The organism is Streptomyces lincolnensis, from assembly GCF_021173675.1.
GTDB classification, from domain to species: Bacteria; Actinomycetota; Actinomycetes; order Streptomycetales; family Streptomycetaceae; genus Streptomyces; species Streptomyces lincolnensis_B.
Genome location: NZ_JAIHON010000009.1, coordinates 32485 through 57280, shown reverse-complemented (window position 1 = coordinate 57280; position 24796 = coordinate 32485). Strand labels below are relative to the sequence as shown.

Here is a 24796-nt window from a genome sequence, read left to right as displayed (position 1 = left end):
CGGAACACGTGTGGCGTACGCCACTCCGCTCCCCCGCCGACCCGCCCCGCCGGGTCCGGCGGTGCACCCCGCGGTCGATAATCGGGCCCGTGACCGATCTTGAGACGCGCGCGACGCCCCGCGCCACGGCCCTGCGCCGGGCGGCCCCCGCCCTCCTGGGGTACGCGGCCGTCCGTGCCCTGGGGCTGCTGACGCTGGCCCTGTGGAGCGCGGCGCGCGACAAGAGCGCGTACACCCTGCTGACCGCCCGCTGGGACGCCCTCTGGTACACCAGGGTCGCCGAACTGGGCTACGGCTACGAGGTGCGTCTGCCGAACGGCGACGTGCACTCCAATCTCGCCTTCTTCCCGCTCCTGCCCTGGCTGGAGCGGCTGTTGGCCAGGACGACCCCGCTGTCGTACGCCGACGCGGGCTTCGCGCTCTCCCTGGTCGCGTCCCTGGCGGCGGCCTGGGGGATCTTCGCGGTCGCCGACCACGTCTACGGCCGTCGCGTCGGCGTCTGCGCGGTCCTGCTGTGGGCCGTGCTGCCCGTCGGGATCGTGCAGTCGATGGCGTACAGCGAGTCCCTGTTCACCGCCCTGGCCGCCTGGTCGCTGTACGCGGTCCTCACCGGCCGCTGGGTGACCGCGGGCGCCCTGGCCGCCCTGGCCGGACTGACCCGCCCGGTGGGACTCGCGGTGGTCGCGGCGCTGTGGGCGGCGGCGATCGCCGCGCACCTGCGCGACCGGCAGTCCCCGGGCGCCACCACCGCCCGCCGCGCACTCGGCATGCTGCTCGCCCCTCTCGGCGCCGCCGCCTACGTCCTGTGGGTCGGCCATCACACCGGCAAGGGTCCGTTCGGCTATCTCGACGTCCAGGCGGGCTGGCGCAACGGCTTCGACGGCGGCTACGCCTTCGCCCGGTTCGTCGCCGACAAGTTCACGTCGTTTCCCTCCGCGTTGGCGGGCGTGGGCCTGATCGTCGGGGTCGGGCTGGTCGTCTGGCTGTATGTCGTCTGCGTACGGCAGGGCCAGCCGCTGCCGCTCCTGGTGTACGCGGGGGTCGTCACCGCCCTAGCCCTGTGCGCGTCGAGCTACTTCGGCTCGAAACCGCGCCTGCTGCTGCCGGCCTTCCCCCTGCTGCTGCCCCTCGCCCTGGCCCTCGCCCGGCTGCGTCGGCCCAGGTCGACGGCGGTGCTGAGCGTGATCGCCGTCGCCTCGGCGCTCTACGGGGCGTTCTGGCTGAACGGCTCCGGTCCGCCATGATCCACTCCGGGGCCTCGATGAGCGTCCGGATAATTCCAGCCCATGATTCGGTGAACGAATTCATAAGCCACCTAAAACCGTCACCCGAAACGATCAAAGGAATTGAAGGGCGCAGCCCCTCACCATTACGGATTCCTCGGAAATAAACCTCTCGCTGAGAGGAATCCCACATCACATCGTCATCACAAAGCCGTGGATTCGACCGGGAACTGCGCTCACTCGCTGTAACGTCGATTGGGTGCGTACCGAACGAAAGCTCACCCGTCTGGACCGGGTGTTCGCGAGGCTGGACCGTGAGCCGGAACGGCCGGCCCACATCGATGTGCCGAGGATGAGCCGGCACCGGGTCGTGCTGCTCCTGGCGACCCTGGCCTTCTATCTGGCGATCGTGTGGGCCGTCGTGATCACGTCCTGGCTGGTCCGTCTGGACTGGCAGGTCATGTTCTTCCGCCCGTACCAGCAGTGGTCGGAGATCCACTGGTTCGTCGACTACTACGTGGTGCTCGGCCAGCGCGGCCCGACCGCGGTGATGGTCGCGGCCTGGCTGGGCTGGCGTTCCTGGAGACAGCACACCCTGCGCCCGCTGCTGACCCTGGGCGCCTCCCTGCTGCTGCTGAACATCACGGTCGGCGCCGCCAAGTACGGCATGGGCAGACTCGGTCCGCACTACGCGACCACCATCGGCTCGAACGAGATGGGCCTGGGCGGCGATATATTTCCCAGCGGCCACACCGCCAACGCCGTGGTGACCTGGGGGATCCTGGCCTACCTGGCCTCCACCCCGCGGGCCCGCCGCTGGCTGTCCGCCCTGTCGGCGGTGGTCTCCCTCGGGGTCGGCATGGCCACCGTCTACCTCGGTACGCACTGGCTCAGCGACGTGCTCCTCGGCTGGGCCGCCGGTCTGCTGATCCTGCTGGCGCTGCCCTGGTTCGAGCCGTTGATCGACCGGGCCGAGGCCGAGATCTTCGATCTGCGCGACCGCTGGCGCGCCCGCCGCGGCGCCCCGGCCAGGGCCCCGCTGTCGCCCGTGGAGACTCCCGTACGGCTCAAGCCGCGCACCGCCCCCCAGAACGAGACCGCGGCCCGCTCGTCCCGGGCACCGGTCTACCTGGCCCCGGGCCCGCACAGCACCCGCGCGGAGCGCACCCCGGTCACCCCGGCGGGCAGCCGCCGGCCACCGCACCCGGACCGCGTCGTACGGGGTGCGGCCTCGACGCCTCGCCCGCTGACGGGCGGCTGACGCGCTCCCGACGGACACTGGAGCGGGGTTCGGTACGCACAACCGCCCCGCGATGACGACGGCCCCGGTTCCTTCCGAGGAACCGGGGCCGTCGTCATGTGCCGGGCGGGCGGTCAGCCCTTCCAGGCGCGGGTCACCCGGCCGTCCTTCACCTCGAAGTTCAGCCGTCCCACGCGGTACTCCATGGTGATGATGGCCCCCGGCGGCAGCGAGCGCACCGCCGACCACCCCCGCTCGCGCGCCAGCCGTTCGGCGCCATCGGAATCCAGACCGACGTAGCTGTCGGGATTGTCGTCGGGTTCGGCGGGAGGTGTCGGAATGGGTGCCATGGGCCCACGCTAGGCCCTGTCCGTCGGCCGGGGAAGTCCGGCCCCGCACCCCGCGTCACGCGTCCCTCTCCGGTCACGCTTCTGTCACAGAATCACGACACGCGTTTCGGGCAATCCCAGTCACACGTACGAGCGGTTCACTGGTCCTTCCGCAGGGAATCGAACGTAATTCCCGCGTGTCGCACCGGCCCAGCGAATAGCCCGGCGGAAAGTTCCCGGGAGAACCGTCCCGGGTCCCTTTCTCCGGCCGATTCCGCGGGTGTCGGCGGGAACTGACGCCACATAGGGAATACACGGGCGCGGCACAGATCCCCGGTACGCCCCCTGTCGGAGTGTGCGACGGCGCGAGCATCATGGCGTGAGCTCGCGGGTACGCGTGGCGCGGGCTTCGGGGCCCGGGGCGCGACGAGCGAAGGGGCGAGCGAGCGATGGGGACGCAGACCGCGCAGGCGACGGCAGGACCCGTGCGGAGCAAGCGGCACGGCAGTGTGGTCGTCGACTGGCTGACCACCACCGACCACAAGAAGATCGGGCACCTGTACCTGATCACGTCGTTCGGGTTCTTCCTGATCGCCGGTGTCATGGCACTGCTGATGCGGGCCGAACTGGCCCGGCCGGGGCTGCAACTGGTGGACAACCAGCAGTTCAACCAGTTGTTCACCATGCACGGCACGATCATGCTGCTGCTGTTCGCGACCCCGAGCTTCGCCGGCTTCGCCAACGAGCTGATGCCCCTGCAGATCGGCGCGCCGGACGTGGCCTTCCCCCGGCTGAACATGTTGTCGTACTGGCTGTTCCTGTTCGGCGGCCTGATCGTGCTCGGCTCGCTGCTGGTGCCCTCGGGCCCCGCCGCCTTCGGCTGGTTCGCCTACGCGCCGCTCAACGACTCCGCGCATTCCCCCGGTGTCGGCCCCGACCTGTGGATCATGGGTCTGGCGCTGTCCGGCTTCGGCACGATCCTCGGCGCGGTCAACTTCATCACCACGATCATCGGGATGCGCGCCCCCGGCATGACGATGTTCCGGATGCCGATCTTCGTCTGGAACACGCTGTTCACGTCGATCCTGATCCTGCTGGCGTTCCCGGTGCTGGCGGCGGCCCTGCTGGTGCTGGAGGCGGACCGGCGGTTCGGCTCGCAGGTCTTCGACGCGGCCAACGGTGGGGCGATCCTGTGGCAGCACCTGTTCTGGTTCTTCGGGCATCCCGAGGTGTACATCATCGCGCTGCCGTTCTTCGGCATCATCACGGAGATCATTCCGGTGTTCAGCCGGAAGCCGATCTTCGGTTATCTGACGCTGGTCGCGGCGACGATGTCGATCACCGGTCTGTCGGTGGTCGTGTGGGCGCACCACATGTTCGCCACCGGCGCGGTGCTGCTGCCGTTCTTCTCCTTCATGAGCTTCCTGATCGCGGTGCCCACGGGCGTGAAGTTCTTCAACTGGACCGGCACCATGCTCAAGGGCTCGCTGTCCTTCGAGACGCCGATGCTGTGGGCGGTCGGCTTCCTGGTGTCGTTCCTGTTCGGCGGTCTGACCGGGGTGATCCTGGCGTCGCCGCCGCTGGACTTCCACGTCACCGACACCTACTTCGTGGTCGCGCACTTCCACTACGTCGTCTTCGGCACGGTCGTCTTCGCGACCTTCGCCGGGTTCTACTTCTGGTGGCCCAAGTTCACCGGGAAGATGCTCGACGAGCGGCTGGGCAAGATCCAGTTCTGGACGCTGTTCGTCGGCTTCCACACCACGTTCCTGGTGCAGCACTGGCTGGGCGCGGAGGGCATGCCCCGCCGGTACGCCGACTACCTGGCCGCCGACGGCTTCACCGCCCTCAACACGCTGTCGACGATCGGCGCCTTCCTGCTCGGCATCTCGACGCTGCCGTTCCTCTACAACGTCTGGAAGACCGCGAAGTACGGCAAGAAGGTCGACGTCGACGACCCGTGGGGCTTCGGCCGGTCCCTGGAGTGGGCGACCTCCTGCCCGCCGCCGCGGCACAACTTCACGACGCTGCCCCGGGTCCGCTCGGAGTCCCCGGCGTTCGACCTGCACCATCCGCAGTACGCGGCCGAGGCTCCACAGCCCGAGCCGAAGAGCGAGCAAGCGCGCGAGCGAGGCGGCCACTAGCCGTCCGGATCGCCTCGGTCAGCTCGGCCGGCTCCAGCACCTCGAACTCGAAGCCCAGCAGCATCACGTGGATCACCATCACGTCGACGCTCCCGGCGCCGGTGCGCAGGATGCAGGTGTCGGGGCCGTCGGCTTCCAGGGTCCCGGCGGTCGGTGAGATCCGCTCGGCGGCCTCCTCGACGGACGCGAAGAGCCGGACGACGGCGTGCGCGGCGTAGACGCGGGTGGAGACGCCCTGGGAGACATAGGCGGCCAGGTCCTGGGCGGGCGGGGTGCGCGGGGCGAAGCGCGGCCCGTGCGGCGGCTTCGGCGTGACGCGGTCGACGCGGAAGGTCCGCCAGTCGTCGCGGTCGAGGTCCCAGGCCACCAGATACCAGCGGCGCTCGCTGCACACCAGGCGGTGCGGTTCGACGGTACGGCGGGTGGGGGTGCCCTCGTGGTCGCGGTACTCGAAGCGCAGGCGCTCGGCGTCCCGGCACAGGTTGGCCAGTTCGGTGAGGACGGCCGGGTCGGCGGCCGAGGGCAGCGGGCCGCGCAGCATCGGCACCGTGAAGGCGTTCAGGGCGCTCACCCGGCGGCGCAGCCGGCCCGGCAGGACCTGCTCCAGCTTGGCGAGGGCCCGCACCGACGTCTCCCCGATGCCGTCGACGCCCTGTCCGGCGGCCGTGCGCAGCCCCACGGCGACGGCCACGGCCTCGTCGTCGTCCAGCAGCAGCGGGGGCAGTTCGGCGCCCGCGCCCAGCTGGTAGCCGCCGCCGGTGCCCGGACTGGCGTTGACGGGGTATCCGAGCTCCCGCAGCCGGTCCACGTCCCGGCGGATCGTGCGCGGGGTGACGTCGAGGCGCTCCGCCAGGGCGGCGCCGGACCATTCGCGGTGGGCCTGGAGCAGCGAGAGCAGACGCAGCAGCCGTGCCGAGGTCTCCAACATGGTCCGAGTCTGCCAGCGATCGCGGACAGGTACTGTCCGCGAGGCGTCTCAGTCGCCGGCTCGGTTCACGGACACCGACAGGTCGTTGTCCCGGGTGAAGTACGGCCCCGCCTCCACCGGCCCGTGCGGGGTCCCTACGCGCGTGCGGGGGTAGGTGAGCACGGCCTTCTTGTCGGCGACGTCGTCCAGCAGCCGCGCGATCCGCACCCCGGGCCCGGCCGCTCCGCCGGGCCTGAGCCACAGGTCCCAGATGCCGGGTGCCAGCGGCGCGTACGCCACCGAGAGGTCGAACCCGTCCTGGTCGACGGCGACCTCGACGCGGTGGGCGGTCCCGGCGGAGTGCCGGTCGCGCAGCTCGGCGTACGCGTCGGCGGTGAGGCAGGTGCCGTAGACGCGTCCGCGGACGGTCAGCCCGGTGTCCTCAAGACGCAGGTCGCCCGCCTCGGCGTGCGGGGCGCGCAGCCAGCTGCGGACGGTGAGGTTGCCCTGCCGGGTGGCGTACGGGATGCGCACGGCGACATGGCCGCGGGAGCCGCTCGGGGTGCGGGCGGCGAGGGAGCGCAGGTCGGTGGCGCCCGGTACGAGCCGCCGGGGCTCGTCGTCCGCCACGCACACGTACGCGTCCCAGCGGCCCTCGGGCAGGGCGACCGTGCTGGGCAGCGCGGCCCGCAGACGGCCGTCGCCGGCCGGGACCAGAGGCAGGGCGACCTCCTCGTGCCCGTCAGGCTCCTCGTGCCCGTCGCGTCTGCGCAGCACCAAGCGCGCCACGTCGCTCGTCCCGCGGGCGGTGACGTCGAACGTCAGTCCACCGGCGGAATCGGCGAGGCAGTCGGCGCGCAGCGGTGCGACCCGCGGAGCGGGCATCGTCATACGGTGGGCGTCCTCCCTCGGCCTTTGCTGCCCCTTTAGACCGCCGTTCGGTCCTTTTGGTTGCCTCACACGGCATCTTCACCGTCGTCACGGCTGATACGGCAGTTGTGGAACGTCGAAACAAGTGGTGTTCATGTCCCCCTGCGAGACCCATCCCCGCCCGTCCTCCCAGCGGGCCACCGACAGACAGGTCCGGCGGCTCCTGGGTGGCTCGGACAGTCGTTCGAACATCACCGGGACGAGGAGTCCGCCCGCGGTGTATCCCTCACTGCGGTTCAGGAACGCGTCGACGCACGCGCGCGTGACGCCCGTCTCCCGCGCCGCGCAGTCCTTCGCCGCGTCCGCGAACCAGCGCGCGGCCGCCCACCCCTCCAGCTGCCACTGCGCGTGCGTCCTCAGCCCCTCGGTGGCGTCCCGGAACTCCCGTACGGCCGGATGGCCGGTGTCCTCGAAATTGCGGCTGGACCCGGTCGCCCAGAGGGCGTTGCGGCAGCGCGGGGCGTCCTTGTAGTCGTCGGGGACGGTGGAGGTCCAGTTCTGTACGTTCGTGACCTTGGCGGTGACCCGGACGCCGACGTCGTCCATCGCCTCGCACAGCCGGGCGTTGCCGTGGCTGTCGATGGCGTCGAAGACCAGGTCGGCGCCCTGCTCCTTCAGATCGGCCGCCACCGCGCGGAAGTTGGGCAGCGCGAAGTCGACCTGCTCGGTGACGACCTCGTAGCCCTCGGCCTTCAGCCCCCGCGCGACGAGCGAGGCGTAGGCGGCGGACGCGGCCTGGTTGTAGGAGACGACGGCGGCGGTCCGGGCGCCGTGCTCCCGCTTGAAGTACCGGTAGACCTCCGTGCCGCCGTACTGCTTGCCGTCCCAGCCGGTGGTGCCGTTCCGGGGCGCGAGGCTGCCGTAGATGCCGTACAGGTGCGGCCAGGTGTCGTAGGCCGCCCCGATGGGCTGGCCGCCGATGTCGGGCACGCGCGCGCGGGAGACGCGGGAGGCGCCCGCGTAGTCGAGGGCGGTGGTGGCGACCAGGGCGACCACCTTGTCCTCGTCGATCAGCCGGTGCACGCAGGTGTTGTTGCCGACGCCGCTGCCGCCGTCGTCGCACTCGCGCACCTCGATCTTCCGGCCGTCGACGCCCCCGCGCGCGTTGAGGCGCTCGAAGTAGGCCTTGGCGCCGTCGCGCGGGCCGGTGAAGGCGTTCCCGCCGACCGGACTGGTCACGCTGGTGATGATGCCGACACGGATCGGGGCGCTGTCCCGCGTGCCGTCCCCGGTGGGCGTGCCCCGCTCCCGGTGCTCGAAGTCGCTCTCCGGCAGGCGGCTGCCGCAGGCCGTGGCCAGGGCGAGCAGCAGCACCGCGGCGAGGGCCTCAGCAGCCCGGGAGCGCCGAGGCCGAGGCATTGCCGCTCATCGCCACCAACGCGCACAGGGTCTTCGCCGAGACCTTCCAGGTGTCCTCCTGCTCGACCGCGGTCCCGGCGGCACCGGGAAGGGCTGTGGCGCCGTTCAGCGCCAGGTCGTACGTCACGTTCGCCTCGGTGGGCGAGGTGAACTCCACCTGGGTCACCGTCGCCTGGACCTGCCCGCCGCGCTCGTCACCGCTGAAGGCCGCCAGGACGGGTGCCATCTGCTCGCCGTTCTCCAGGACGGCCTGCTTCTCCCGGGTGGAGGTCTTCGGGTCGAAGAACTTGCTCCAGTTCGTCTTGATCTCCCGCTCGGCCGCGGCGGCGTCGGCGGGCCCGGACGCCGACGGGGACGCCGGTTCGCTCGTCGTCCGTTCCACCGGGGGAATGGGGGGCGGGGTGTCGCCGCTCCCGCCCCCGCTGTCGTCACTGCACGCCGTCAGGGCCGCGGCGAGGACGAACACCGCCGCCACCAGCCCACGGCTGCCGTTCCCCCACTTGCGGTCGCTCCCGAGAACCATCTGGCTCACCACCGGGTGTCGGTCCGGGCCGTGCGCGCCCGGTGCTTTCAGGGTCAGCTCGTAGAGGGCATAGTGCAAGCCATTGGCTGACATGGACAGGCACGTGCACAGACAACCGACGTGTGGGAGCCGGAGATGCGGACAGGCCGACTGCGGAGCGCGCACCCCGTCCTCTGGGCCGGCTGGGCCGCCCTCGCCGCCGGCGCCGTGCTGTGCGTCCTCGGCTGGTACGGCGTCTCCGGCGAGCGCTACGCCGAGCGGCAGCTGCCCTACCTGGCGTCCTGCACGGTCCCCGGCGCCGCCCTGATCGTCGCCGGCGCGGTCCTGCTCACCCACGGCCGGGGCGCGCTCGCCGCCGCGCGCGTGGAGGAGCTCCACGCGCTGCTGGTGGCCGCCGAGCCCGCCGACGCGGAGGAACCCGGCGGGACGGCGACGATGCCCCTCGCGGTCAGCGGGGACCTCCTGATGGTCCCGGGCGGCACTCTCTGGCACCGGGCGGACTGCCCGCTGGTGGCCGGGAAGGTGGAGGCCGTACCGGTGGACGCGAAGCTGCTGGCCGGCGGCGAACTGGGCCCCTGCCCGATCTGCGACCCGGCCGAAGACACCGACTGATGTCCTCCCTGACCTACGACCTCACCCTGGCCGGTCTGTCGGTCGGCGGCGCGGCCGCGCTCACCGGGATCGGCCTGATCGTGACGTACCGCGCGACCGGTGTGCTCAACTTCGCGCACGGGGCCATCGCCATGGTGTGCGCGTACGTGCTGCGGCAGTGCGTGGTCGAGTGGGGCTGGCCGCTGTGGCTCGCCGCCACGGTGACCCTGGTGTTCCTGGCCCCGGCTCTGGGAGTGGCGCTGGAGCGTTTCGTCTTCCGGCCCCTGTCGGTCCTGGGAAGCGATCCCGCGCAGACCCTCGTGGCCTCCCTCGGGGTGTTCGTGCTGCTGGTGGGCGGGGCCGCGCTGGTGTGGGGGCAAGGGGCGCGGGACGACGCCCCGGAACTGGTGCCCGCGGATCCGTGGGGGCAGCTCACCGTCGCCCTGGTGCTGGCCGCCGGGGTCGGGGCGGTGATCCGCTGGACGCGGTTCGGCCGGGAGCTGCGGGCGGTGGTGGACGACCGGCGGCTGGCGGTGCTCGGCGGCATCGACGCGGACCGGGTTGCGGCGGCCGGCTGGGCCTTCGGCTCGTTCACGGCGGGCCTGACGGGCGTCCTGCTGGCGCCGTACGTACGCCTGGACCCCTACGGTCTGCCGCTGCTGGTCATGGAGGTGGTGGCGGTCGCGGTGGCCGCGCGGATGCGCAGCCTGTCGGTGGCCGTCGTGGTCGCCCTCGGCATCGGCGTGGCGCAGAGCCAGCTGACCCGGCTGCACCCGTCGGGCTGGGGCGAACCGCTGCTCCAGGCGGTCGGCGCGAACCTGTTCGTGGTGGCCCTGCTGGTCGCGGCGCTGGTCCTGCCCCGCGTCGGCACACGCGACGCGCTCCCGCGCACCGCCACCGCGCGCGTGCCGACCCCGCCGGGCGCGTGGATCGTGGCGGCCGTGCTGTTCCTGCTGCCGCTAGGCTTCGCGGGCTCGGACCTGCACACGTCGGTCCAGGTGCCGGCGCTCGGCGTGGTGCTGCTGTCCCTGGTGGTGGTCACCGGCCGTGGCGGCCAGATCTCCCTGGGGCAGGCGGCCTACGCCGGTCTCGGCGCCCTCTTCACCGCCCTGCTCGCGGCCGGGCGCTTCCCGGGCCTGCCCCGGCTCCCCGAACTGGCCGCGCTGGCCGTGGCGGTGCTGCTGGTGGCCCCCCTCGGCCTGCTGACGGGCTGGCCGGCGATCAGCCGCCGCGGCCTGGCCCTGGCGCTGGCCACCTTCGCGGTGGGCGTCGGGGTGAGCCGCTTCGTCTTCGCCCAGCCGTACGCGGTCTCCGGGCTCTCACTGGGCCGCCCGGCGGGCTTCGACAGCGACCGCGCGTACTACGTCCTGGAACTGCTCCTGCTGGCCGCCGCCCTGCTGGCCACCCACGCCCTGCGCCGGGGCCGCACCGGCCGGGCCCTGGCCGCCATGCGGGACCACGAGGCGGGCGCGTCCGCGGCGGGCGTCCGCGTCCCCTCCCTCAAGCTCCTCGCCTTCGTCGCGGGCGCCGCCCTGGCCGCCCTGGGCGGCGGCCTGCTCGGCATGGGCCTGCGCGCCTTCGACCCCGCCGCCTACGACCCCGTCCGCGGCCTCCTCTGGTTCGCCGCGGTCGTCGTCCTCGGCGCCGACAGCACCCTCGGCGCCCTCACCGCCGCCGCCCTCCTCGTCGGCCTCGACGCGGGCACCCGAGGCGGAGTGGCGGCCGCCCTCATCGGTCTCCTGGCCGTCCTGGTGGGCCGCTTCCCGGGCGGCCCGTACGAGGCGCTGCGCACGGCGACCGCCCGCCTGCGGACACGGCGCGCTCCCCGCCTGACCCCGGCGGGCGCACAGACCCGACGACGCCTGCACCCGACACCACGGGACACCACCGCCCCCGCACCCCCACGACAACAACCCGCGGCCGCCGACGGCGCTCCGCCCCCACAGGGGCCACCCGCACCCGACAACGCAACTCGCACGGGTGGTGCGGGTGGGAAGACAGATCCGGCAGGAGGCCGGATGCCCACGCTCCGGGCCCGCCGCCTCCACGCCCACTACGACGGCTTCGCCGCCCTGGACGGCGTCGACCTGGACGTCCCCCCGGGCACGATCACCGCGATCATCGGCCCCAACGGCGCGGGCAAGAGCACGCTGTTCCACTGCCTCGCAGGCACCCACCGCCCGACCCGAGGCCACATCCGGCTGGGCGACCACGACATCACCCGCCTCGCCCCCCACACCCGAACCCGCCTCGGCATCGCCCGCACGTTCCAGCAACTCGCCGTCTTCCCGACCCTGACCGTGGCCGAGAACGTGAGAGTGGGCGCCGAACAGGGACGCGTCACGGACCCGGCCGCGGCGGAACAGGCCCTCAGACTGCTCGGCCTGGACGGCCCCGTACGAGCCCGCCCCGCCGCCGGCCTCCCTACCGGCACCCTCCGACGCGTCGAACTGGCCCGAGCCCTGGCAGGCTCCCCGAGGATCCTGCTCCTCGACGAACCCGCCGCCGGCCTGGACACCGCCGAGGTGACCACCCTGACCCGCGTCCTCAAGGCCCTCGCCGCCGACGGCACCGCCCTGCTCGTCGTGGAGCACGACCTCGACCTGGTCGCCGATCTGGCCCACGTCGTCCACGTCATGACGGCGGGCCGCATCGTCGCCTCGGGCCCACCCGACCGGGTCCTGGACACCCTGGGCGCCGAGGAGGCCGTATGACCGCCACCTTGGAACTGCGCCACGCGCGCGTGCGCTACGGCCCGCTGGAGGCCCTGCACGGCATCACCCTCGCCGCCCCGGCCGCCGGCCTCACCGTCCTGCTGGGCCGCAACGGCTCCGGCCGCACGACCGTCCTGCGCGCCCTGGCCGGAACCGTCCCGCTCTCCGCCGGCACGGTCGTCTGGGACCGCACCGACATCACCCACGTGCCCCCGTACGAGCGCGCCCGCCTCGGCCTGTGCCTGGTCCCCGAACGCCAGGCGGTGTTCGGCTCCCTCACCGTGCGCGAGAACCTCGAACTGGCCACCGCCCGGGCCCGCGCCGGGTCATCGCCCTACGACCTCGCCCTGGACGCCTACCCGCAGCTGGCCCCCCTGCTCCCCCGCCGCGCCGGCACCCTCTCCGGCGGCGAGCAGCGCATGCTCGCCCTCTCCCGCGCCCTGCTGGCACGCGCGCGCGTGGTGCTCGTGGACGAACCGGCGCAGGGCATGTCCCCCACGGTCGCGGCCCGCACGTACGACCTGCTGTCCTCGCTCGACGCGTGCGTGGTCGTCGCCGAGCAGCGCCTGCCACCCGCGCTGCACGGCCGGGCGGCGACGGTGGTCGTGTACCGATTGCGGCGCGGAGCGGTCGAGTTCGGCGGAGAGGCGGGCGAGTTGCGGCGCCGGGAGGCGGAGTAGCGGAGCAGAGGCCGCCGCCGGCATCGGCGTACCGGGAACGAACGAGGGCTGGGCCCCGCCCGGCGTACCGGACGGGGCCCCGTGCCCGGGGAGGGGTGCGGCTCAGATGTCGAGGCGCTGCCCGGGCACGATCGTGTCGGGATCGTCGCCGATGACGGCCTTGTTGGCGGCGTGGATCCGCTGCCAGCTGGTCCCGTGCCGGGCGGCGATGCCGCTCAGCGTGTCGCCCGCGCGGACGGTGTAGTCGCCGCGGGAGGCACTGCGGTCCGTGTGGCCGCTCGTGCGCGTCGGCGCCTCGGCGGGCCTGGACGGGGCCGACTTCGCGCTCGCCGCCCCCGACGAGGCCGCGGGCACGTCGCCGCTCGCTCCGGCCCGGGCCGAACAGGTCGGCCAGGCGTTCCACCCCTGGGCCCGCTGGACCTTCGTGGCCACGGCGATCTGCTGGTCCTTGCTCGCCCGGTCGGCGGTCGGCGCGTAGGCCGTGCCGCCGTACGCGCGCCAGGTGCTCGCGGAGAACTGGAGCCCTCCGTAGTAGCCGTTTCCGGTGCTGATGTGCCAGTCGCCGCCGCTCTCGCACCGGGCTATGCGGTCCCACACTCCGCCGTCCGCCGCCACGGCGTTGCCGGTCGCGGCCAGCAGCCCCAGCGGGGCGAGCAGTGCGGCCCCGGCGAGGACCGCCGTCGTACGGGTCTGCGTCTTACGAGCGTTGTCGCGAGTGGTATCGGCACATTCGGACATGAAGTCCCCTCTCGAACAACCCGGGGTCCCCCGGACGTACCCGAGCGGTGCTCGTTGCACACGGCCGAGGAATGTAGAGAGGGCGACCGCCCGGTATCAACCAACTCCTCGTCGCTCCAGGCCAGTTCACCGTTACCGCAGGTATCGGCATTTTCCGGCCACCCACTTCATTCGCCGATATCAGGATTTGTCGACCAACCGACTCGACGATCTGTGACTCACCTCACCGCATCAACTTCCTTTGATATCCGAGGAATTGACGATGAGTGCCGGATTCCGCATCCGCCGTGACCCTGCGCGTCGGATGGTTCGATTCCGTTCGCCGTGGGGCGTGACTCCCGCCACAGATCGCCCGTTGTCTTCTTCATGAGCCCGGGACCCGCCCGGTTCACGAGCCGGGAGCCACCCGGCCCCGCCACGCATCACATCCCGAGGGAGCCACCCGTGCCGCGCATGCTCGACGTCAGCGACGAGGTACGCGCCGAGATCGGCGACGAAGAAGCCGACCGGCTGCTCGCCGGCGAGAACGCCCCCGGCAGCTACGACTGCACGTCCTGCCGCACACCGGGCGACTCCGAACAGGAGCGCACCAGCACCGTCCTGTTCATCGGCGACGAGACCGCCGTCCTCGCCTTCGCCCACGCCAGCTGCCTGCCCTCGCAGGTCGTCCAGGTCACCGAGGAGCAGCTCCAGGGCGCGGTGAAGTCCATCACCGGCGACAGCGTCGACCTGGAGCCCGACCGGATCGCCCCCGAGCAGGCCGTGCTCGGCGTCACCAGCGGACTCGTCCTGATCGCCGGGGAGTTGCACCCGGCCCTGGTCGTCGAGCCCACCGCGCCCATCGTGCGGCCCGGGGCGACCGGCGCCGGAGACGACTTCCTGCCGCTGCTGATCGAGCAGGGGTTCATGCCACTGACGTCGATCGACGCGGCGCCGTCCGTGCTGCACGGGTGGTCGGTGCTGCTCGCCATGGGACAGCTGCACGCGGTGCTCCAGCCCGGCGCGACCGGGGGCCAGCCGGTGGCGTGGTGGCAGGCGCACCAGCCGCTCCAGGTGACCGAGAGCTGGCGGGCCGCCGCCAACAAGCACCAGCAGGTACTGATGTTCGCCGCGCCGGTGGGGTCGATCGGCCGGCAGCCCCGCGAGGACCTGCTGCGGGACGCGCTGGACAAGGCCGCGGCCAACGGGAAGCTGGTCGCGGCGGCCATGCCTCTCGCCGGTACGTGAGGGCGAGCGGTCGCGCGGTTCCCCGCCCCCAAAGGGCGACGCCCCGGCCGCATCCCCTGAAGGTGCCGGTCGTTTGGACATACGTGCACGCATACGACGTTTCGCGCCGCCACTCGTTCCCGTCGATCCCGTCCTCGCGGTCGACGCAGGAGCCTTTCAGCGGCCCATCGGTCACGCCGATCTACGACGCGCTCTACGCCGAGTACGTCAAGTCGTTCCGTTCCCTGCCGGGTGACCGCAGCGGCGAGGACGAGTTGGGCTTCACGGCCTTCGGGAACATCCCGCACGGCTCGGGGTCGTTCCGCGACTCGTACAGCGCCTACAGCGCCGGTGCGTACAGCGCCCGCCAGCAGTCGCAGTGGCAGCGCGTGGGGCAGATGCAGCACGTACCGGCGGCGCTGCCGCCCGGTCCACGCCGGGGGTTCTGAGACGGATGACGGAGGGCGGCCTCCCCGACCGGGGAGGCCGCCCTCCGTCATCCGTGCGTCACTTCTTGCGGCCGCGCTTCTCGCGCACCCGCACCGAGATGTGGATCGGGGTGCCCTCGAAGCCGAACTCCTCGCGCAGGCGGCGCTCGATGAAGCGCCGGTAGCCGGCCTCGATGAAGCCGGAGGCGAAGAGCACGAACCGCGGCGGCCTGGTACCCGCCTGGGTGCCGAAGAGGATGCGCGGCTGCTTGCCGCCCCGGATCGGGTGCGGGTGGGCGGCGACCAGCTCGCCGAGGAAGGCGTTCAGGCGGCCCGTGGGGACGCGGGTCTCCCAGCCGGCGAGGGCGGTCTCGATCGCCGGGACCAGCTTCTCCATGTGCCGGCCGGTGGTCGCCGAGACGTTCACCCGGGGCGCCCAGGCGACCTGACCGAACTCGGTCTCGATCTCCCGCTCCAGGTAGTAGCGGCGCTCCTCGTCGAGGGTGTCCCACTTGTTGTAGGCGATGACCATGGCCCGGCCCGCCTCGACCGCCATGGTGACGATCCGCTGGTCCTGGACCGAGATGGACTCGGAGGCGTCGATCAGGATGACCGCCACCTCGGCCTTCTCGACGGCGGCCGCGGTGCGCAGCGAGGCGTAGTAGTCGGCGCCCTGCTGGAGGTGGACGCGCTTGCGGATGCCCGCCGTGTCGACGAACTTCCAGGTGATGCCGCCGAGTTCGATGAGCTCGTCGACCGGGTCACGAGTGGTGCCGGCCAGTTCGTTGACGACGACGCGCTCCTCGCCGGCCACCTTGTTCAGCAGCGAGGACTTGCCGACGTTCGGGCGGCCGATGAGGGCGATGCGGCGCGGGCCGCCGATCCCACCGGCGCCGAAGGTCTGCTCGGGCGCGTCCGGCAGGACCTCCAGGACGGCGTCCAGCATGTCGCCGGTGCCCCGGCCGTGCAGCGCGGAGACGGGGTGCGGCTCGCCGAGGCCCAGGGACCACAGGTAGGCCGCGTCGGCCTCGCCGCTCGGCCCGTCGACCTTGTTGGCACACAGGACGACCGGCTTGCCGGCCTTGCGCAGCAGCCGTACGACGGCCTCGTCGGTGTCGGTCGCGCCGACCTTGGCGTCCACGACGAAGACGACGGCGTCGGCGGCCTCGATGGCGTACTCGGCCTGCGCGGCCACGGAGGCGTCGATACCGAGGACGTCCTGCTCCCAGCCACCGGTGTCGACGACCTTGAAGCGGCGGCCCGCCCACTCGGCCTCGTAGGTGACGCGGTCGCGGGTGACGCCCGGCTTGTCCTCCACGACGGCCTCGCGGCGGCCGATGATCCGGTTCACCAGAGTCGACTTGCCGACATTCGGGCGGCCGACGACGGCGAGCACGGGCAGCGGGCCGTGGCCGGCCGCCTCGATCGCGCCCTCGACGTCCTCCGGGTCGAAGCCCTCTTCCGCGGCGAGCTCCATGAACTCCGCGAACTCGGCATCGCCAAGCGCCCCGTGGTCGTGCTCCTCGCCCGAGCCGTCGGAGTGGATGTGGTCGTTCATGAAGTCCGTACCTCGTTCATCGTGGTGATCGGTGGACCTCCCGGCCCTTTTCGCCGGATTGATCCACTACTCAGTGTCGCCTAACGGCCGGTGAGCCGCCTGGCGTTTTCCAGGTGTGCGGTGAGCTGCTTCTGGATGCGTTCGGTCGCCTCGTCGAGGGCCTTGCGCGTACGTCGTCCGCTGCCGTCGCCCGCCTCGAAGGGGTCGCCGAAGACGACGTCGACGCGGCTGCGCAGGGGTGGCAGCCCCTTTATCAACCGGCCGGGCCGGTCGGAACTTCCCAGCACGGCGACCGGGACGATCGGGGCGTTGCCGCGCACCGCGAAGTACGCGAGCCCGGCCCGCAGCGCGGCGAAGTCGCCCTCGCCCCGGGTGCCCTCCGGGAAGATGCCGAGCGCACCGCCGGCCGTCAGGACGTCGATCGCCCGGGTGATCGCCCCGCGGTCGGTGCCCGTGCGGTCCACCTTCACCTGGCCGATGGCCGTCAGGAAGGGGTCGAGCGGTCCGACGAACGCCTCCTTCTTGATCAGGAAGTGCGTCGGCCGGGGCGCCACGCCCATGACCATGGGGCCGTCGATGTTGTGGGAGTGGTTGACCGCGAAGATCACGGGGCCGGTCACGGGAACCTTCCAGGCGCCCAGCACCCGCGGCTTCCACAGTCCGTACATCAGGCCGACGCCGATGCGCCGCCCGACCTCGGCACCCCGCTCCGAAGGCACCCCTTTCGAAGGCAGCTCGCTCACTTCCCGGCCCGCTTCTCCTCGACCAGGGTGACCACGCACTCGATGACCTGCGCGAGCGTGAGCTCGGTGGTGTCCACCTCGACCGCGTCGCCGGCCTTGGCCAGCGGCGAGGTCTTGCGGCTGGAGTCGGCCGCGTCCCGCTTGATCAGCGCCTCGCGGGTGGCGTTGACGTCGGCGCCCTTGAGCTCACCGCTGCGGCGGGCGGCCCGCGCCTCCGCGGAGGCGGTGAGGAAGATCTTCAGGTCGGCGTCGGGCAGCACGGTCGTACCGATGTCCCGGCCCTCGACGACGATGCCCCGCTCCGCGGCGGTGGCGATCGAGCGCTGGAGCTCGGTGATCCGGGCCCGCACCTCGGGCACCGCACTGACCGCGCTGACCTTGGAGGTGACCTCCTGGGTGCGGATCGGGCCGGCCACGTCCGTGCCGTCGACGGTGATCGTGGGGTTCGCCGGGTCGGTGCCGGAGACGATGTCGGCCTTGCCGGCCGCGGCGGCGATCGCGTGCGGGTCCTCGATGTCGATCCCGTTGTTCACCATCCACCAGGTGATGGCCCGGTACTGGGCGCCGGTGTCGAGGTAGCTCAGACCGAGCTGTGCGGCCACGGCCTTCGACGTGCTCGACTTGCCCGTGCCGGAGGGGCCGTCAATGGCGACAATCACGGGCTGGGCGGCGCCGTTTTCCACGGGGGGACACCTTCCTGGTGCGGTGTGGCGGGGTGTGGGGGCGTGAAAGTGCCCCGCACAAGGTTACTGGCTCCCCGGAATCTCTCTGACAGGCGGATCCGGCAGACGGATCCGACAGGCGGACGCCCCGGAGGCTCACTGCCTGAGCGCCCACCCGCGTTCCCGCAGCGCCGCCGTCAGCACGGGCACCGCCTTGGGCTCCACCATCAGCTGCACCAGACCGGCCTGCTGCCCGGTCGCGTGCTCGATCCGCACGTCCTCGATGTTGACCCCGGCCATCCCGGCGTCCGCGAAGATCCGGGCCAGCTGTCCCGGCTGGTCGTCGATCAGCACCGCCACGACCTCGTACGCCCGCGGGGCGGACCCGTGCTTGCCGGGCACCCGGACCTGGCCGGCGTTCCCGCGCCGCAGCATGCCCTCGATACCGGTGGTGCCCTCGCGCCGCTTGTCCTCGTCGGAGGACTGCAGGGCCCGCAGCGCGCGGACCGTCTCGTCGAGGTCGGCGGAGACGTCCGTCAGGAGGTCGGCGACCGGACCCGGGTTCGCGGAGAGGATGTCGATCCACATCCGGGGGTCGGACGCGGCGATCCGCGTGACGTCCCGGATGCCCTGCCCGCACAGCCGTACGGCGGCCTCCTCGGCGTGCTCCAGGCGCGCGGCGACCATGCTGGACACCAGGTGGGGCATGTGGGAGACGAGCGCGACGGCACGGTCGTGGGCGTCGGCGTCCATGACGACCGGGACGGCACGGCAGTGCGAGACCAGCTCCAGGGCGAGGTTCAGCACCTCGGTGTCGGTGTCCCGGGTCGGGGTGAGCACCCAGGGGCGGCCCTCGAAGAGGTCGCCGGTCGCGGCGAGCGGGCCGGACTTCTCGCGGCCGGACATCGGGTGGGTGCCGATGTACGGGGACAGGTCCAGGCCCAGCGCCTCCAGCTCGCGGCGCGGGCCGCCCTTGACGCTGGCCACGTCGATGTAGCCGCGCGCGGCGCCCCGGCGCATGGCGTCGGCGAGCACCGCGGCCACATGGGCGGGCGGGGCGGCGACGATCGCGAGGTCGACGGGCCCCTCGGGCGCCTCGTCGGTACCGGCGCCGAGCGCGGCCGCCGTACGGGCCTGCTCGGGGTCGTGGTCGGCGAGGTGGACGACGACGCCCCGCTGGGACAGCGCGAGGGCGGCGGACGTACCGATGAGTCCGCTTCCGATGACGAGGGCGGTCCTCACTGCGCGATGTCCTTGCGCAGGGCGGCCGCGGCACCGAGGTAGACGTGGGCGATGTCGGCGCGGGGCCGCTCGGACTCGATGTGCGCCAGGACCCGGACGACGCGGGGCATGGCGCCCTCGATGTCCAGTTCCTGGGCGCAGATCAGCGGTACGTCCACGATGCCCAGCTTGCGGGCCGCGGCGGCCGGGAAGTCGCTGTGCAGATCGGGGGTGGCCGTGAACCAGATGCTGATGAGGTCGTCCTGGCTCAGGTCGTTCCGCTCCAGGATGGCGGTGAGCAGGGCCCCGACCTGCTCGTCCATGTGCCCGGCCTCGTCCCGTTCGAGTTGGACGGCGCCCCGGACCGCTCGTACCGCCACGGCGATGCTCCTTGCTGATGTGCGTATCGGCTCTGTGCCCGTCCAGCCTAGTCAGCCCCCGTCGGGCCGGTGCGGGCCGCCCGCCCGCTGAGACGGGCCGGCGTCCGCCGTATCAATGTCACGGGAATCACCCAATTCCGCTATTTGGGGCTGGAAGGCCCGGTGCGCCTCTTTACGCCGGGGCCGCCGGTCCGCTCTGATGGCAGGACACTTCGCCTCGGGGGAGGCCCTTCATGAAGCGTCTCGGACCGCTCGCCACTCTGCTCGCGGGACTGCTGCTCGGCCTGTTCGTGCTCTCGCTCAACGCGACCACGGGCGAGAAGACCGCCTCGTCCTCCGGGTACCGGCCGCCCGACACCAAGGTCTCTCCGAAGCCCTCCGCGACCAGCGCGTCGCCGTCGCCCACGAACTCGCCCACCAAGTCGCCCACGAAACCGCCGCCGGCACCCGTGCCCGACGCCGACTACGCGGGCCGCACCGACGACGACTCCGCCTCCGTCGCCGTGACCACGGAGGACGGCAGGGCGGTCGCGTACTACTGCGACGGTCGCACCAGGGAGGCGTGGCTCAAGGGTGACGTCGAGGACGACGGGTCCATGCGGCTCATCGGCAAGAACGGCGCGGAACTGAACGGCACGCTCAAGGAGGGCAAGCGCATCAGCGGCACCGTGGCGGTCGCCGGCGCACGCCAGGCCTTCACGGCCGACCGGACGAAGGAACCCGCGCTGTACCGGGCGACGACGACGGTGAACGGCACCGAGACGGACGGCGGCTGGATCGTCCAGGGGGACGGCACCCAGGTCGGCATCCTCAACCGCGCGGGCACGCCCTCACCGGCACCCCGGATCGACCCCGGCACCGGTGCCGTGACGATCGACGACCGGCAGCTCACGGCCCGACCCGTCACCCCCTGACCTCTTGTTCCCTCCCGTCGACCCTCCTGGAGTCGTTCATGACCGTCGACCCGAACGCCGCCACCCAGGACTTCCCCTCCCCCCAGCCCTCCCACCGGGCCCCGCACCCCGCCCGCTATCTGGTCCCGGCGCTGGTGGCGGGCGCGGTGGCGGTCGGTCTGGGCGCGTACGGCAAGGTCCACGACCCGGCCGGCACCGCGTTCAACCTCGCCGGCTTCAGCAGCACCCAGGCGGTGAAGTCCTGGCTGGCCACGGCCGCGATCCTCTTCGCGCTCGTCCAGGTGGTCTCGGCGGCCATGGTGTACGGCAAGCTGCCGGGGCCCCGCTGGTCGTCGGTGCTGCACCGCTGGTCGGGCCGGGTGGCCTTCCTGGTGTCGGTTCCGGTGGCGGTGCACTGCTTGTACGCGCTGGGCTACCAGACGTACGAATCGCGCGTTCTGTGGCACTCCCTCCTGGGTTGCTTCTTCTTCGGTGTCTTCAGTGCGAAGATGCTGCTGCTCCGCTCGGAGCGACTGCCCGGCTGGCTGCTGCCGATCGTCGGCGGTCTGGTCTTCACCGCCCTCACGATCATCTGGCTGACCTCTGCCCTCTGGTTCTTCCGCACCTTCGGAGTGACGACATGACGCAAGACCCGACGCGGCGCTCGATCCTCCTCGCGACGGGCGCGGCGGCGCTCGCCGTCGGGTGCAGCGAGTACGGCGGCGACGACGACTCCGGGTCGTCCTCGGTCGCGGCCTCCGCCGGTCAGGAACTGGCGAAGACCGGCCACATCCCGGTCGGCGGGGGCACGATCTTCAAGGACGAGAAGATCGTGGTGACCCAGCCGACCCAGGGCGAGTTCAAGGCCTTCTCGAACATCTGCACCCACCAGCAGTGTCCGGTGGCGAACGTCTCCGACGGCACCATCAACTGCACCTGCCACGGCAGCAAGTTCAAGATCACGGACGGTTCGGTGGCCAACCCGCCCGCGACGAAGCCGCTGGCCGAGAAGCAGATCAAGGTGACGGGCGACTCCATCACCCTGGCCTGAGGGGGCTCACGCGTCCCACAGCGCCCCGAGCGTCACCAGCTCGCCCTGGTACTCGATCCGGTCCGCCCAGTCCCGGGGCCAGACCTCGGACCCCAGGTGCGCGCCCGCGAAGGCGCCCGTCAGACAGGCGATCGAGTCCGAGTCACCGGAGGTGCAGGCCGCCCGGCGCAGGGCGGTCAGCGGCTCGTCCACGAAGAGCAGGAAGCACAACAGGCCGGTCGCCAGCGCCTCTTCGGCGATCCAGCCCGCCCCGGTGGCCAGGCACGGGTCGGTCTCGGGCGAGGGCACGCGCAGGGCGCGCCGGAGACGCTCCAGGACCTCCAGGCACTCGTCCCACCCCCGGGTGATGAAGTGCTCGGGCGTCGGGTCCTGGCTCCGCGTCCACAGATCGCCGAGCCAGCGCTCGTGGTAGTGGCTGCGGTTCTCCAGGGCGTACGACCGCAGCAGCCCGACCAGTCCGGTCGGCTCGGCCCCCTGCGCGAGCAGCCGTACGGCGTGCGCGGTGAGGTCGGAGGCGGCCAGGGCCGTGGGATGCCCGTGGGTGAGGGCGGCCTGCAACTGGGCGGCGCCGGCGCGCTGTTCGTCGCTCAGCCCGGGGACGAGCCCGAGGGGTGCGACCCGCATGTTGGCCCCGCAGCCCTTGGAGCCGATCTGGCTGGCCTCCTGCCAGGGCAGGTGCGCACGCTCCAGCAGTTCGCAGGCCCGCAGACAGGTGTTGCCCGGGGCCCGGTTGTTCTCGGGCGAGCGGTTCCAGGCGATGAACTCCTGCCGTACCGGCTCGACCATCTCCTCGGGCCGGAGCACGCCCCGGTCCGTCGCCGTCCGCAGGCCGCGCCCCAGGGCCAGGGTCATCTGCGTGTCGTCGGTGACGATGGCGGGCGTCGGCAGCGGCATCTCGCGCCAGGGGCCGCACTTGGCGAGGATCGACGGCACGTCGTTGAACTCGGTCGGGAATCCGAGCGCGTCCCCGAGGGCGAGTCCGATGAGCGCTCCGGTGGCGGCACGCTTGGTGACGGTCATGGTCATGCGGGGCGTCCTTCCCGGGACGGTCGGAGGAGCGGCGGGTGGAGGGCGGTGGCCGTACCCGCGCGGTACACCGCGGCCGGTTTGCCGCGTCCGCCGGTCAGCCGCGCGGCACCCGGCACCGCCTCCACGAACCCGGGCGTGGCGAGCACCTTGCGGCGGAAGTTGGGCCGGTCCAGGGCGGTGCCCCAGACCGTCTCGTAGACCTGCTGGAGCTCGCCGAGGGTGAACTCGGGCGGGCAGAAGGCGGTGGCCAGGCAGGTGTACTCGAACTTGGCGCCGACGCGTTCGTGGGCGTCGGCCAGGATCCGGTCGTGGTCGAAGGCGAGCGGCCCGGCCTTGTCGTACGGCACCCAGCGGGCCTCGGCCGCGTCGCCGCCGCCGTGCGGCTCCGGCGCGTCCGGCAGCAGTGCGGCGAAGGCGACCGACACCACCCGCATCCGGGGGTCCCGGCCCGGCTCGCTGTAGGTCCGCAGCTGCTCCAGGTGCAGCCCGGAGACGTCGGCCAGGCCGGTCTCCTCGGCGAGTTCGCGCCGGGCCGCCGTCTCCGCCGACTCGTCCGGGTGCAGGAACCCGCCCGGGAGCGCCCAGTGGCCGCGGTAGGGCTCCTGTCCGCGCTCGACGAGCAGGACGTGCAGCGCGCCCTCCCGCAGGGTGAGGACGGCGAGGTCGACGGTCACCGCGAAGGGCTCGTGGGCGTACTTGTCGTAGCCCTGCAACACCCCCACCCCCTTAATAGTCACTTCGACTAATAGTCACTACGACTATAAAGAGGGCGGGGGTGTCCGCACAACCCCTGAGGCGTGGGGTCTACGTACCGGAGGCGGCTCGCGGCGGCGCGAACACCGCGACCAGCGCCCCGGTGGCCGCCACCCCCGCCGACACCCACAGCGCGGGCGCGGCCCCGTCCACGAAGTCGGCCGGTGAGGCGTAGCCGCCGTAGGTGGTGAAGACCGCGGCGACGGCGGCGACGCCGAAGACCCCGCCCAGTTCGCGGAGCGCGTTGTTGACGCCGGCCGCGATGCCCGCCTCGCTCAGCGGCACCGAGGCGGTCACGGCGTTGGCCACGCTCGGGAACACCAGGGAGATGCCGACGCCCGCGATGACCAGCGGGACGACGAGACGGCCGTAGCCGACGCCGGGTTCGACCTGCCAGGCCAGCAGGGCGAGGCCCAGACCCTGGAGGGCCAGACCGGCCAGCATGAAGGGCCGGGTGCCGTACCGGTCCGCGAGGGCGCCCGCGATCGGGGCGACCAGCAGGGGCATGCCGTTCCAGACGAGCACGCGGACGCCCGCCTCCAGGGGTGAGTAGCCGAGCCCGAACTGGAGGAGCTGGGTGACCGTGAAGAGGGCGCCGAGCAGGGAGGCGAAGAGGAGGAAGGCGGCCGCGTTGGCGGTGGAGAAGCCGCGTCGGCGGAAGTGTTCCAGGGGCAGCATCGGATACCGGGCGCCCTTGCGCTCCCACCCGAGGAAGGCCGCGGTGAACACCACCCCGGTGACCAGCGCGGTCAGCACCTCCGCGCTCCCCCACCCCGCCTCCGGCGCCCGCACCGGCGCCCAGGCCAGACCCGTCAGACCGACGGCCGCCAGCACCAACCCCACGATGTCGAGCCGGGGCCGCGTGCCGTAGCTCTCCTGGAGCCTCGTGGCGGCGAAGGGGAGCATCGCGAGCCCGATCGGCACGTTCAGCCAGAAGATCCACTGCCAGGACAGGCCCTCGGTGACGGCCCCGCCCAGCACCGGCCCGGCCGCCACACCCAGCCCGGTCACCCCGCCCCACAGGCCGATCGCCACGCCCCGCTTCTCGGCCGGGAAGGCCTCGCTGATGAGGGTCAGGGTGAGCGGCAGCAGGACGGCGGCTCCGACGCCCTGGAGGACACGCGCGCCGATGAGCTGGTCCGTGCCGCCGGACAGCGCCGCGGCGGCGGACGCCAGGGTGAACACGGCCAGTCCGACGACGTACATGCGCCGCCGCCCGAACCGGTCGCCGAGCGCGGCGCCGGTCAGGGTGAGGCAGGCGAAGGCCAGGTTGTAGGCGTTGATCGTCCATTCCAGCTCGGACAGGCTCGCCCCGAAGTCGGTCCGCAGGGCGGGCAGCGCGGTGGCGACGACCACGACGTCGAGAGAGCACAGCAGCGCCCCGAGCCCGGCGAGAACCACCGTCCACACGCGCGGTGGTGGTGACTTCTCGGGGGGCGGGGTGCCGAGGGGGGCCTTGAGGAGCTCGGTCATGACCGTGCCTTCCGTGAGTTC

General features: G+C 72.4%; 24 protein-coding genes and 1 pseudogene. 11 read left to right on the top strand and 14 right to left on the bottom strand.

The genetic code is table 11. From position 1 onward, the window contains the following. The first annotated feature begins 89 nt into the window (after nt 1–89). Together K4B79_RS26735 and K4B79_RS26730 are read left to right on the top strand one after the other, a co-directional pair. Nucleotides 90–1244 (top strand): mannosyltransferase family protein, encoded by a 1155-nt coding sequence (locus K4B79_RS26735; RefSeq protein ID WP_232029479.1) that lies wholly within the window; start codon nt 90–92, stop codon nt 1242–1244. A gap of 238 nt (nt 1245–1482) precedes the next feature. Continuing rightward, entirely contained in the window at nt 1483–2484 is a 1002-nt protein-coding gene (locus tag K4B79_RS26730) for a phosphatase PAP2 family protein (RefSeq protein WP_232029478.1), read from the top strand. A gap of 113 nt (nt 2485–2597) precedes the next feature. On the opposite strand, the gene K4B79_RS26725 is transcribed toward K4B79_RS26730, so the two are convergent. Beyond that, nucleotides 2598–2813 (bottom strand): I78 family peptidase inhibitor, encoded by a 216-nt coding sequence (locus K4B79_RS26725; protein ID WP_232029477.1) that lies wholly within the window; start codon nt 2811–2813, stop codon nt 2598–2600. A 428-nt stretch (nt 2814–3241) separates the two neighbouring features. On the opposite strand from K4B79_RS26725, the pseudogene ctaD reads away from it, so the two are divergent. After that, a pseudogene (gene ctaD, locus K4B79_RS26720) lies at nt 3242–4915 on the top strand (aa3-type cytochrome oxidase subunit I); the annotation flags it as partial. Here ctaD and K4B79_RS26715 read toward each other — a convergent pair. The 4 genes from K4B79_RS26715 to K4B79_RS26700 form a co-directional block, all read right to left on the bottom strand. After that, the gene (locus tag K4B79_RS26715; protein ID WP_308280511.1) at nt 4812–5864 is read right to left on the bottom strand and encodes a helix-turn-helix transcriptional regulator; all 1053 of its coding nucleotides are present in this window, start codon (nt 5862–5864) and stop codon (nt 4812–4814) included. The pseudogene ctaD and the gene K4B79_RS26715 overlap by 104 nt on opposite strands. A gap of 48 nt (nt 5865–5912) precedes the next feature. After that, nucleotides 5913–6734, bottom strand: a complete 822-nt coding sequence (locus K4B79_RS26710) for a hypothetical protein (RefSeq protein WP_232029475.1) — start codon at nt 6732–6734, stop codon at nt 5913–5915. Nucleotides 6735–6821: 87 nt separating this feature from the next. Then, complete coding sequence (locus tag K4B79_RS26705) at nt 6822–8132, bottom strand: ABC transporter substrate-binding protein (protein WP_232029474.1); 1311 nt, start codon at nt 8130–8132, stop codon at nt 6822–6824. Further along, nucleotides 8101–8667 (bottom strand): hypothetical protein, encoded by a 567-nt coding sequence (locus K4B79_RS26700; RefSeq protein ID WP_232029880.1) that lies wholly within the window; start codon nt 8665–8667, stop codon nt 8101–8103. The genes K4B79_RS26705 and K4B79_RS26700 overlap by 32 nt, the downstream gene beginning before the upstream one ends. 123 nt (nt 8668–8790) lie before the next feature. On the opposite strand from K4B79_RS26700, the gene K4B79_RS26695 reads away from it, so the two are divergent. Genes K4B79_RS26695 through K4B79_RS26685 form a run of 3 tightly spaced genes read left to right on the top strand, consistent with a single transcriptional unit; the run spans nt 8791 to nt 12640 of the window. Further along, the gene (locus K4B79_RS26695; protein ID WP_232029473.1) at nt 8791–9267 is read left to right on the top strand and encodes a hypothetical protein; all 477 of its coding nucleotides are present in this window, start codon (nt 8791–8793) and stop codon (nt 9265–9267) included. Continuing rightward, on the top strand, nt 9267–11960 hold the full coding sequence (locus K4B79_RS26690) for an ABC transporter permease subunit (protein WP_232029472.1): 2694 nt from the start codon (nt 9267–9269) through the stop codon (nt 11958–11960). Before K4B79_RS26695 ends, K4B79_RS26690 begins: the two co-directional genes overlap by 1 nt. Then, complete coding sequence (locus tag K4B79_RS26685; protein ID WP_232029471.1) at nt 11957–12640, top strand: ABC transporter ATP-binding protein; 684 nt, start codon at nt 11957–11959, stop codon at nt 12638–12640. The genes K4B79_RS26690 and K4B79_RS26685 overlap by 4 nt, the downstream gene beginning before the upstream one ends. A 102-nt stretch (nt 12641–12742) precedes the next feature. On the opposite strand, the gene K4B79_RS26680 is transcribed toward K4B79_RS26685, so the two are convergent. Continuing rightward, nucleotides 12743–13378: a LysM peptidoglycan-binding domain-containing protein gene (locus tag K4B79_RS26680; RefSeq protein ID WP_232029470.1), complete on the bottom strand. Its 636-nt coding sequence runs from the start codon at nt 13376–13378 to the stop codon at nt 12743–12745. A gap of 444 nt (nt 13379–13822) precedes the next feature. Between K4B79_RS26680 and K4B79_RS26675 the strand changes: the two genes are divergently transcribed. Together K4B79_RS26675 and K4B79_RS26670 are read left to right on the top strand one after the other, a co-directional pair. Continuing rightward, a complete protein-coding gene (locus K4B79_RS26675; RefSeq protein WP_232029469.1) occupies nt 13823–14605 on the top strand; it encodes a hypothetical protein in 783 nt (260 codons plus the stop codon). Nucleotides 14606–14688: 83 nt separating this feature from the next. Next, nucleotides 14689–15033, top strand: a complete 345-nt coding sequence (locus K4B79_RS26670; protein ID WP_232029468.1) for a hypothetical protein — start codon at nt 14689–14691, stop codon at nt 15031–15033. 58 nt (nt 15034–15091) lie between these two features. Here the strand turns inward: K4B79_RS26670 and der are convergent, their stop codons facing one another. The 5 genes from der to aroH all read right to left on the bottom strand — a co-directional run bounded on the left by der (nt 15092) and on the right by aroH (nt 19576). Next, nucleotides 15092–16570 carry a ribosome biogenesis GTPase Der gene (der, locus tag K4B79_RS26665; protein ID WP_232029467.1) on the bottom strand — a complete coding sequence of 493 codons (1479 nt, stop codon included), beginning with the start codon at nt 16568–16570 and terminating at the stop codon, nt 15092–15094. Between the two features lie 80 nt (nt 16571–16650). Beyond that, nucleotides 16651–17352 (bottom strand): lysophospholipid acyltransferase family protein, encoded by a 702-nt coding sequence (locus K4B79_RS26660; RefSeq protein WP_232029466.1) that lies wholly within the window; start codon nt 17350–17352, stop codon nt 16651–16653. Beyond that, a complete protein-coding gene (cmk, locus tag K4B79_RS26655) occupies nt 17310–17996 on the bottom strand; it encodes a (d)CMP kinase (RefSeq protein ID WP_232029465.1) in 687 nt (228 codons plus the stop codon). The genes K4B79_RS26660 and cmk overlap by 43 nt, the downstream gene beginning before the upstream one ends. Before the next feature lie 135 nt (nt 17997–18131). Next, on the bottom strand, nt 18132–19217 hold the full coding sequence (locus tag K4B79_RS26650; protein WP_232029464.1) for a prephenate dehydrogenase: 1086 nt from the start codon (nt 19215–19217) through the stop codon (nt 18132–18134). Next, entirely contained in the window at nt 19214–19576 is a 363-nt protein-coding gene (gene aroH, locus K4B79_RS26645) for a chorismate mutase (protein WP_232029463.1), read from the bottom strand. The genes K4B79_RS26650 and aroH overlap by 4 nt, the downstream gene beginning before the upstream one ends. A 233-nt stretch (nt 19577–19809) precedes the next feature. Between aroH and K4B79_RS26640 the strand changes: the two genes are divergently transcribed. From K4B79_RS26640 to K4B79_RS26630, 3 genes are read left to right on the top strand one after another with little or no spacing between them, the layout of a single operon-like run. Beyond that, nucleotides 19810–20490 (top strand): hypothetical protein, encoded by a 681-nt coding sequence (locus tag K4B79_RS26640; protein ID WP_232029462.1) that lies wholly within the window; start codon nt 19810–19812, stop codon nt 20488–20490. A gap of 38 nt (nt 20491–20528) precedes the next feature. Beyond that, complete coding sequence (locus tag K4B79_RS26635; RefSeq protein WP_232029461.1) at nt 20529–21113, top strand: DUF6529 family protein; 585 nt, start codon at nt 20529–20531, stop codon at nt 21111–21113. Continuing rightward, on the top strand, nt 21110–21520 hold the full coding sequence (locus K4B79_RS26630; protein ID WP_232029460.1) for a Rieske (2Fe-2S) protein: 411 nt from the start codon (nt 21110–21112) through the stop codon (nt 21518–21520). The genes K4B79_RS26635 and K4B79_RS26630 overlap by 4 nt, the downstream gene beginning before the upstream one ends. 6 nt (nt 21521–21526) lie before the next feature. On the opposite strand, the gene K4B79_RS26625 is transcribed toward K4B79_RS26630, so the two are convergent. The 3 genes from K4B79_RS26625 to K4B79_RS26615 form a co-directional block, all read right to left on the bottom strand. Then, the gene (locus K4B79_RS26625) at nt 21527–22546 is read right to left on the bottom strand and encodes an ADP-ribosylglycohydrolase family protein (protein WP_232029459.1); all 1020 of its coding nucleotides are present in this window, start codon (nt 22544–22546) and stop codon (nt 21527–21529) included. Next, nucleotides 22543–23271: an NUDIX hydrolase gene (locus K4B79_RS26620; protein WP_232029458.1), complete on the bottom strand. Its 729-nt coding sequence runs from the start codon at nt 23269–23271 to the stop codon at nt 22543–22545. Before K4B79_RS26620 ends, K4B79_RS26625 begins: the two co-directional genes overlap by 4 nt. 82 nt (nt 23272–23353) lie before the next feature. Then, a complete protein-coding gene (locus K4B79_RS26615) occupies nt 23354–24775 on the bottom strand; it encodes an MFS transporter (RefSeq protein ID WP_232029457.1) in 1422 nt (473 codons plus the stop codon). Nucleotides 24776–24796 lie beyond the last annotated feature (21 nt).

Bases quoted from the DNA above. Each gene is read 5' to 3' on its own strand.
- K4B79_RS26725 (WP_232029477.1), bottom strand. From the start codon at position 2,813: ATGGCACCCATTCCGACACCTCCCGCCGAACCCGACGACAATCCCGAC.
- K4B79_RS26715 (WP_308280511.1), bottom strand. From the start codon at position 5,864: ATGTTGGAGACCTCGGCACGGCTGCTGCGTCTGCTCTCGCTGCTCCAG.
- K4B79_RS26710 (WP_232029475.1), bottom strand. From the start codon at position 6,734: ATGACGATGCCCGCTCCGCGGGTCGCACCGCTGCGCGCCGACTGCCTC.
- K4B79_RS26705 (WP_232029474.1), bottom strand. From the start codon at position 8,132: ATGCCTCGGCCTCGGCGCTCCCGGGCTGCTGAGGCCCTCGCCGCGGTG.
- K4B79_RS26695 (WP_232029473.1), top strand. From the start codon at position 8,791: ATGCGGACAGGCCGACTGCGGAGCGCGCACCCCGTCCTCTGGGCCGGC.
- K4B79_RS26690 (WP_232029472.1), top strand. From the start codon at position 9,267: ATGTCCTCCCTGACCTACGACCTCACCCTGGCCGGTCTGTCGGTCGGC.
- K4B79_RS26685 (WP_232029471.1), top strand. From the start codon at position 11,957: ATGACCGCCACCTTGGAACTGCGCCACGCGCGCGTGCGCTACGGCCCG.
- K4B79_RS26680 (WP_232029470.1), bottom strand. From the start codon at position 13,378: ATGTCCGAATGTGCCGATACCACTCGCGACAACGCTCGTAAGACGCAG.
- der (WP_232029467.1), bottom strand. From the start codon at position 16,570: ATGAACGACCACATCCACTCCGACGGCTCGGGCGAGGAGCACGACCAC.
- K4B79_RS26640 (WP_232029462.1), top strand. From the start codon at position 19,810: ATGAAGCGTCTCGGACCGCTCGCCACTCTGCTCGCGGGACTGCTGCTC.
- K4B79_RS26635 (WP_232029461.1), top strand. From the start codon at position 20,529: ATGACCGTCGACCCGAACGCCGCCACCCAGGACTTCCCCTCCCCCCAG.
- K4B79_RS26630 (WP_232029460.1), top strand. From the start codon at position 21,110: ATGACGCAAGACCCGACGCGGCGCTCGATCCTCCTCGCGACGGGCGCG.
- K4B79_RS26625 (WP_232029459.1), bottom strand. From the start codon at position 22,546: ATGACCATGACCGTCACCAAGCGTGCCGCCACCGGAGCGCTCATCGGA.
- K4B79_RS26615 (WP_232029457.1), bottom strand. From the start codon at position 24,775: ATGACCGAGCTCCTCAAGGCCCCCCTCGGCACCCCGCCCCCCGAGAAG.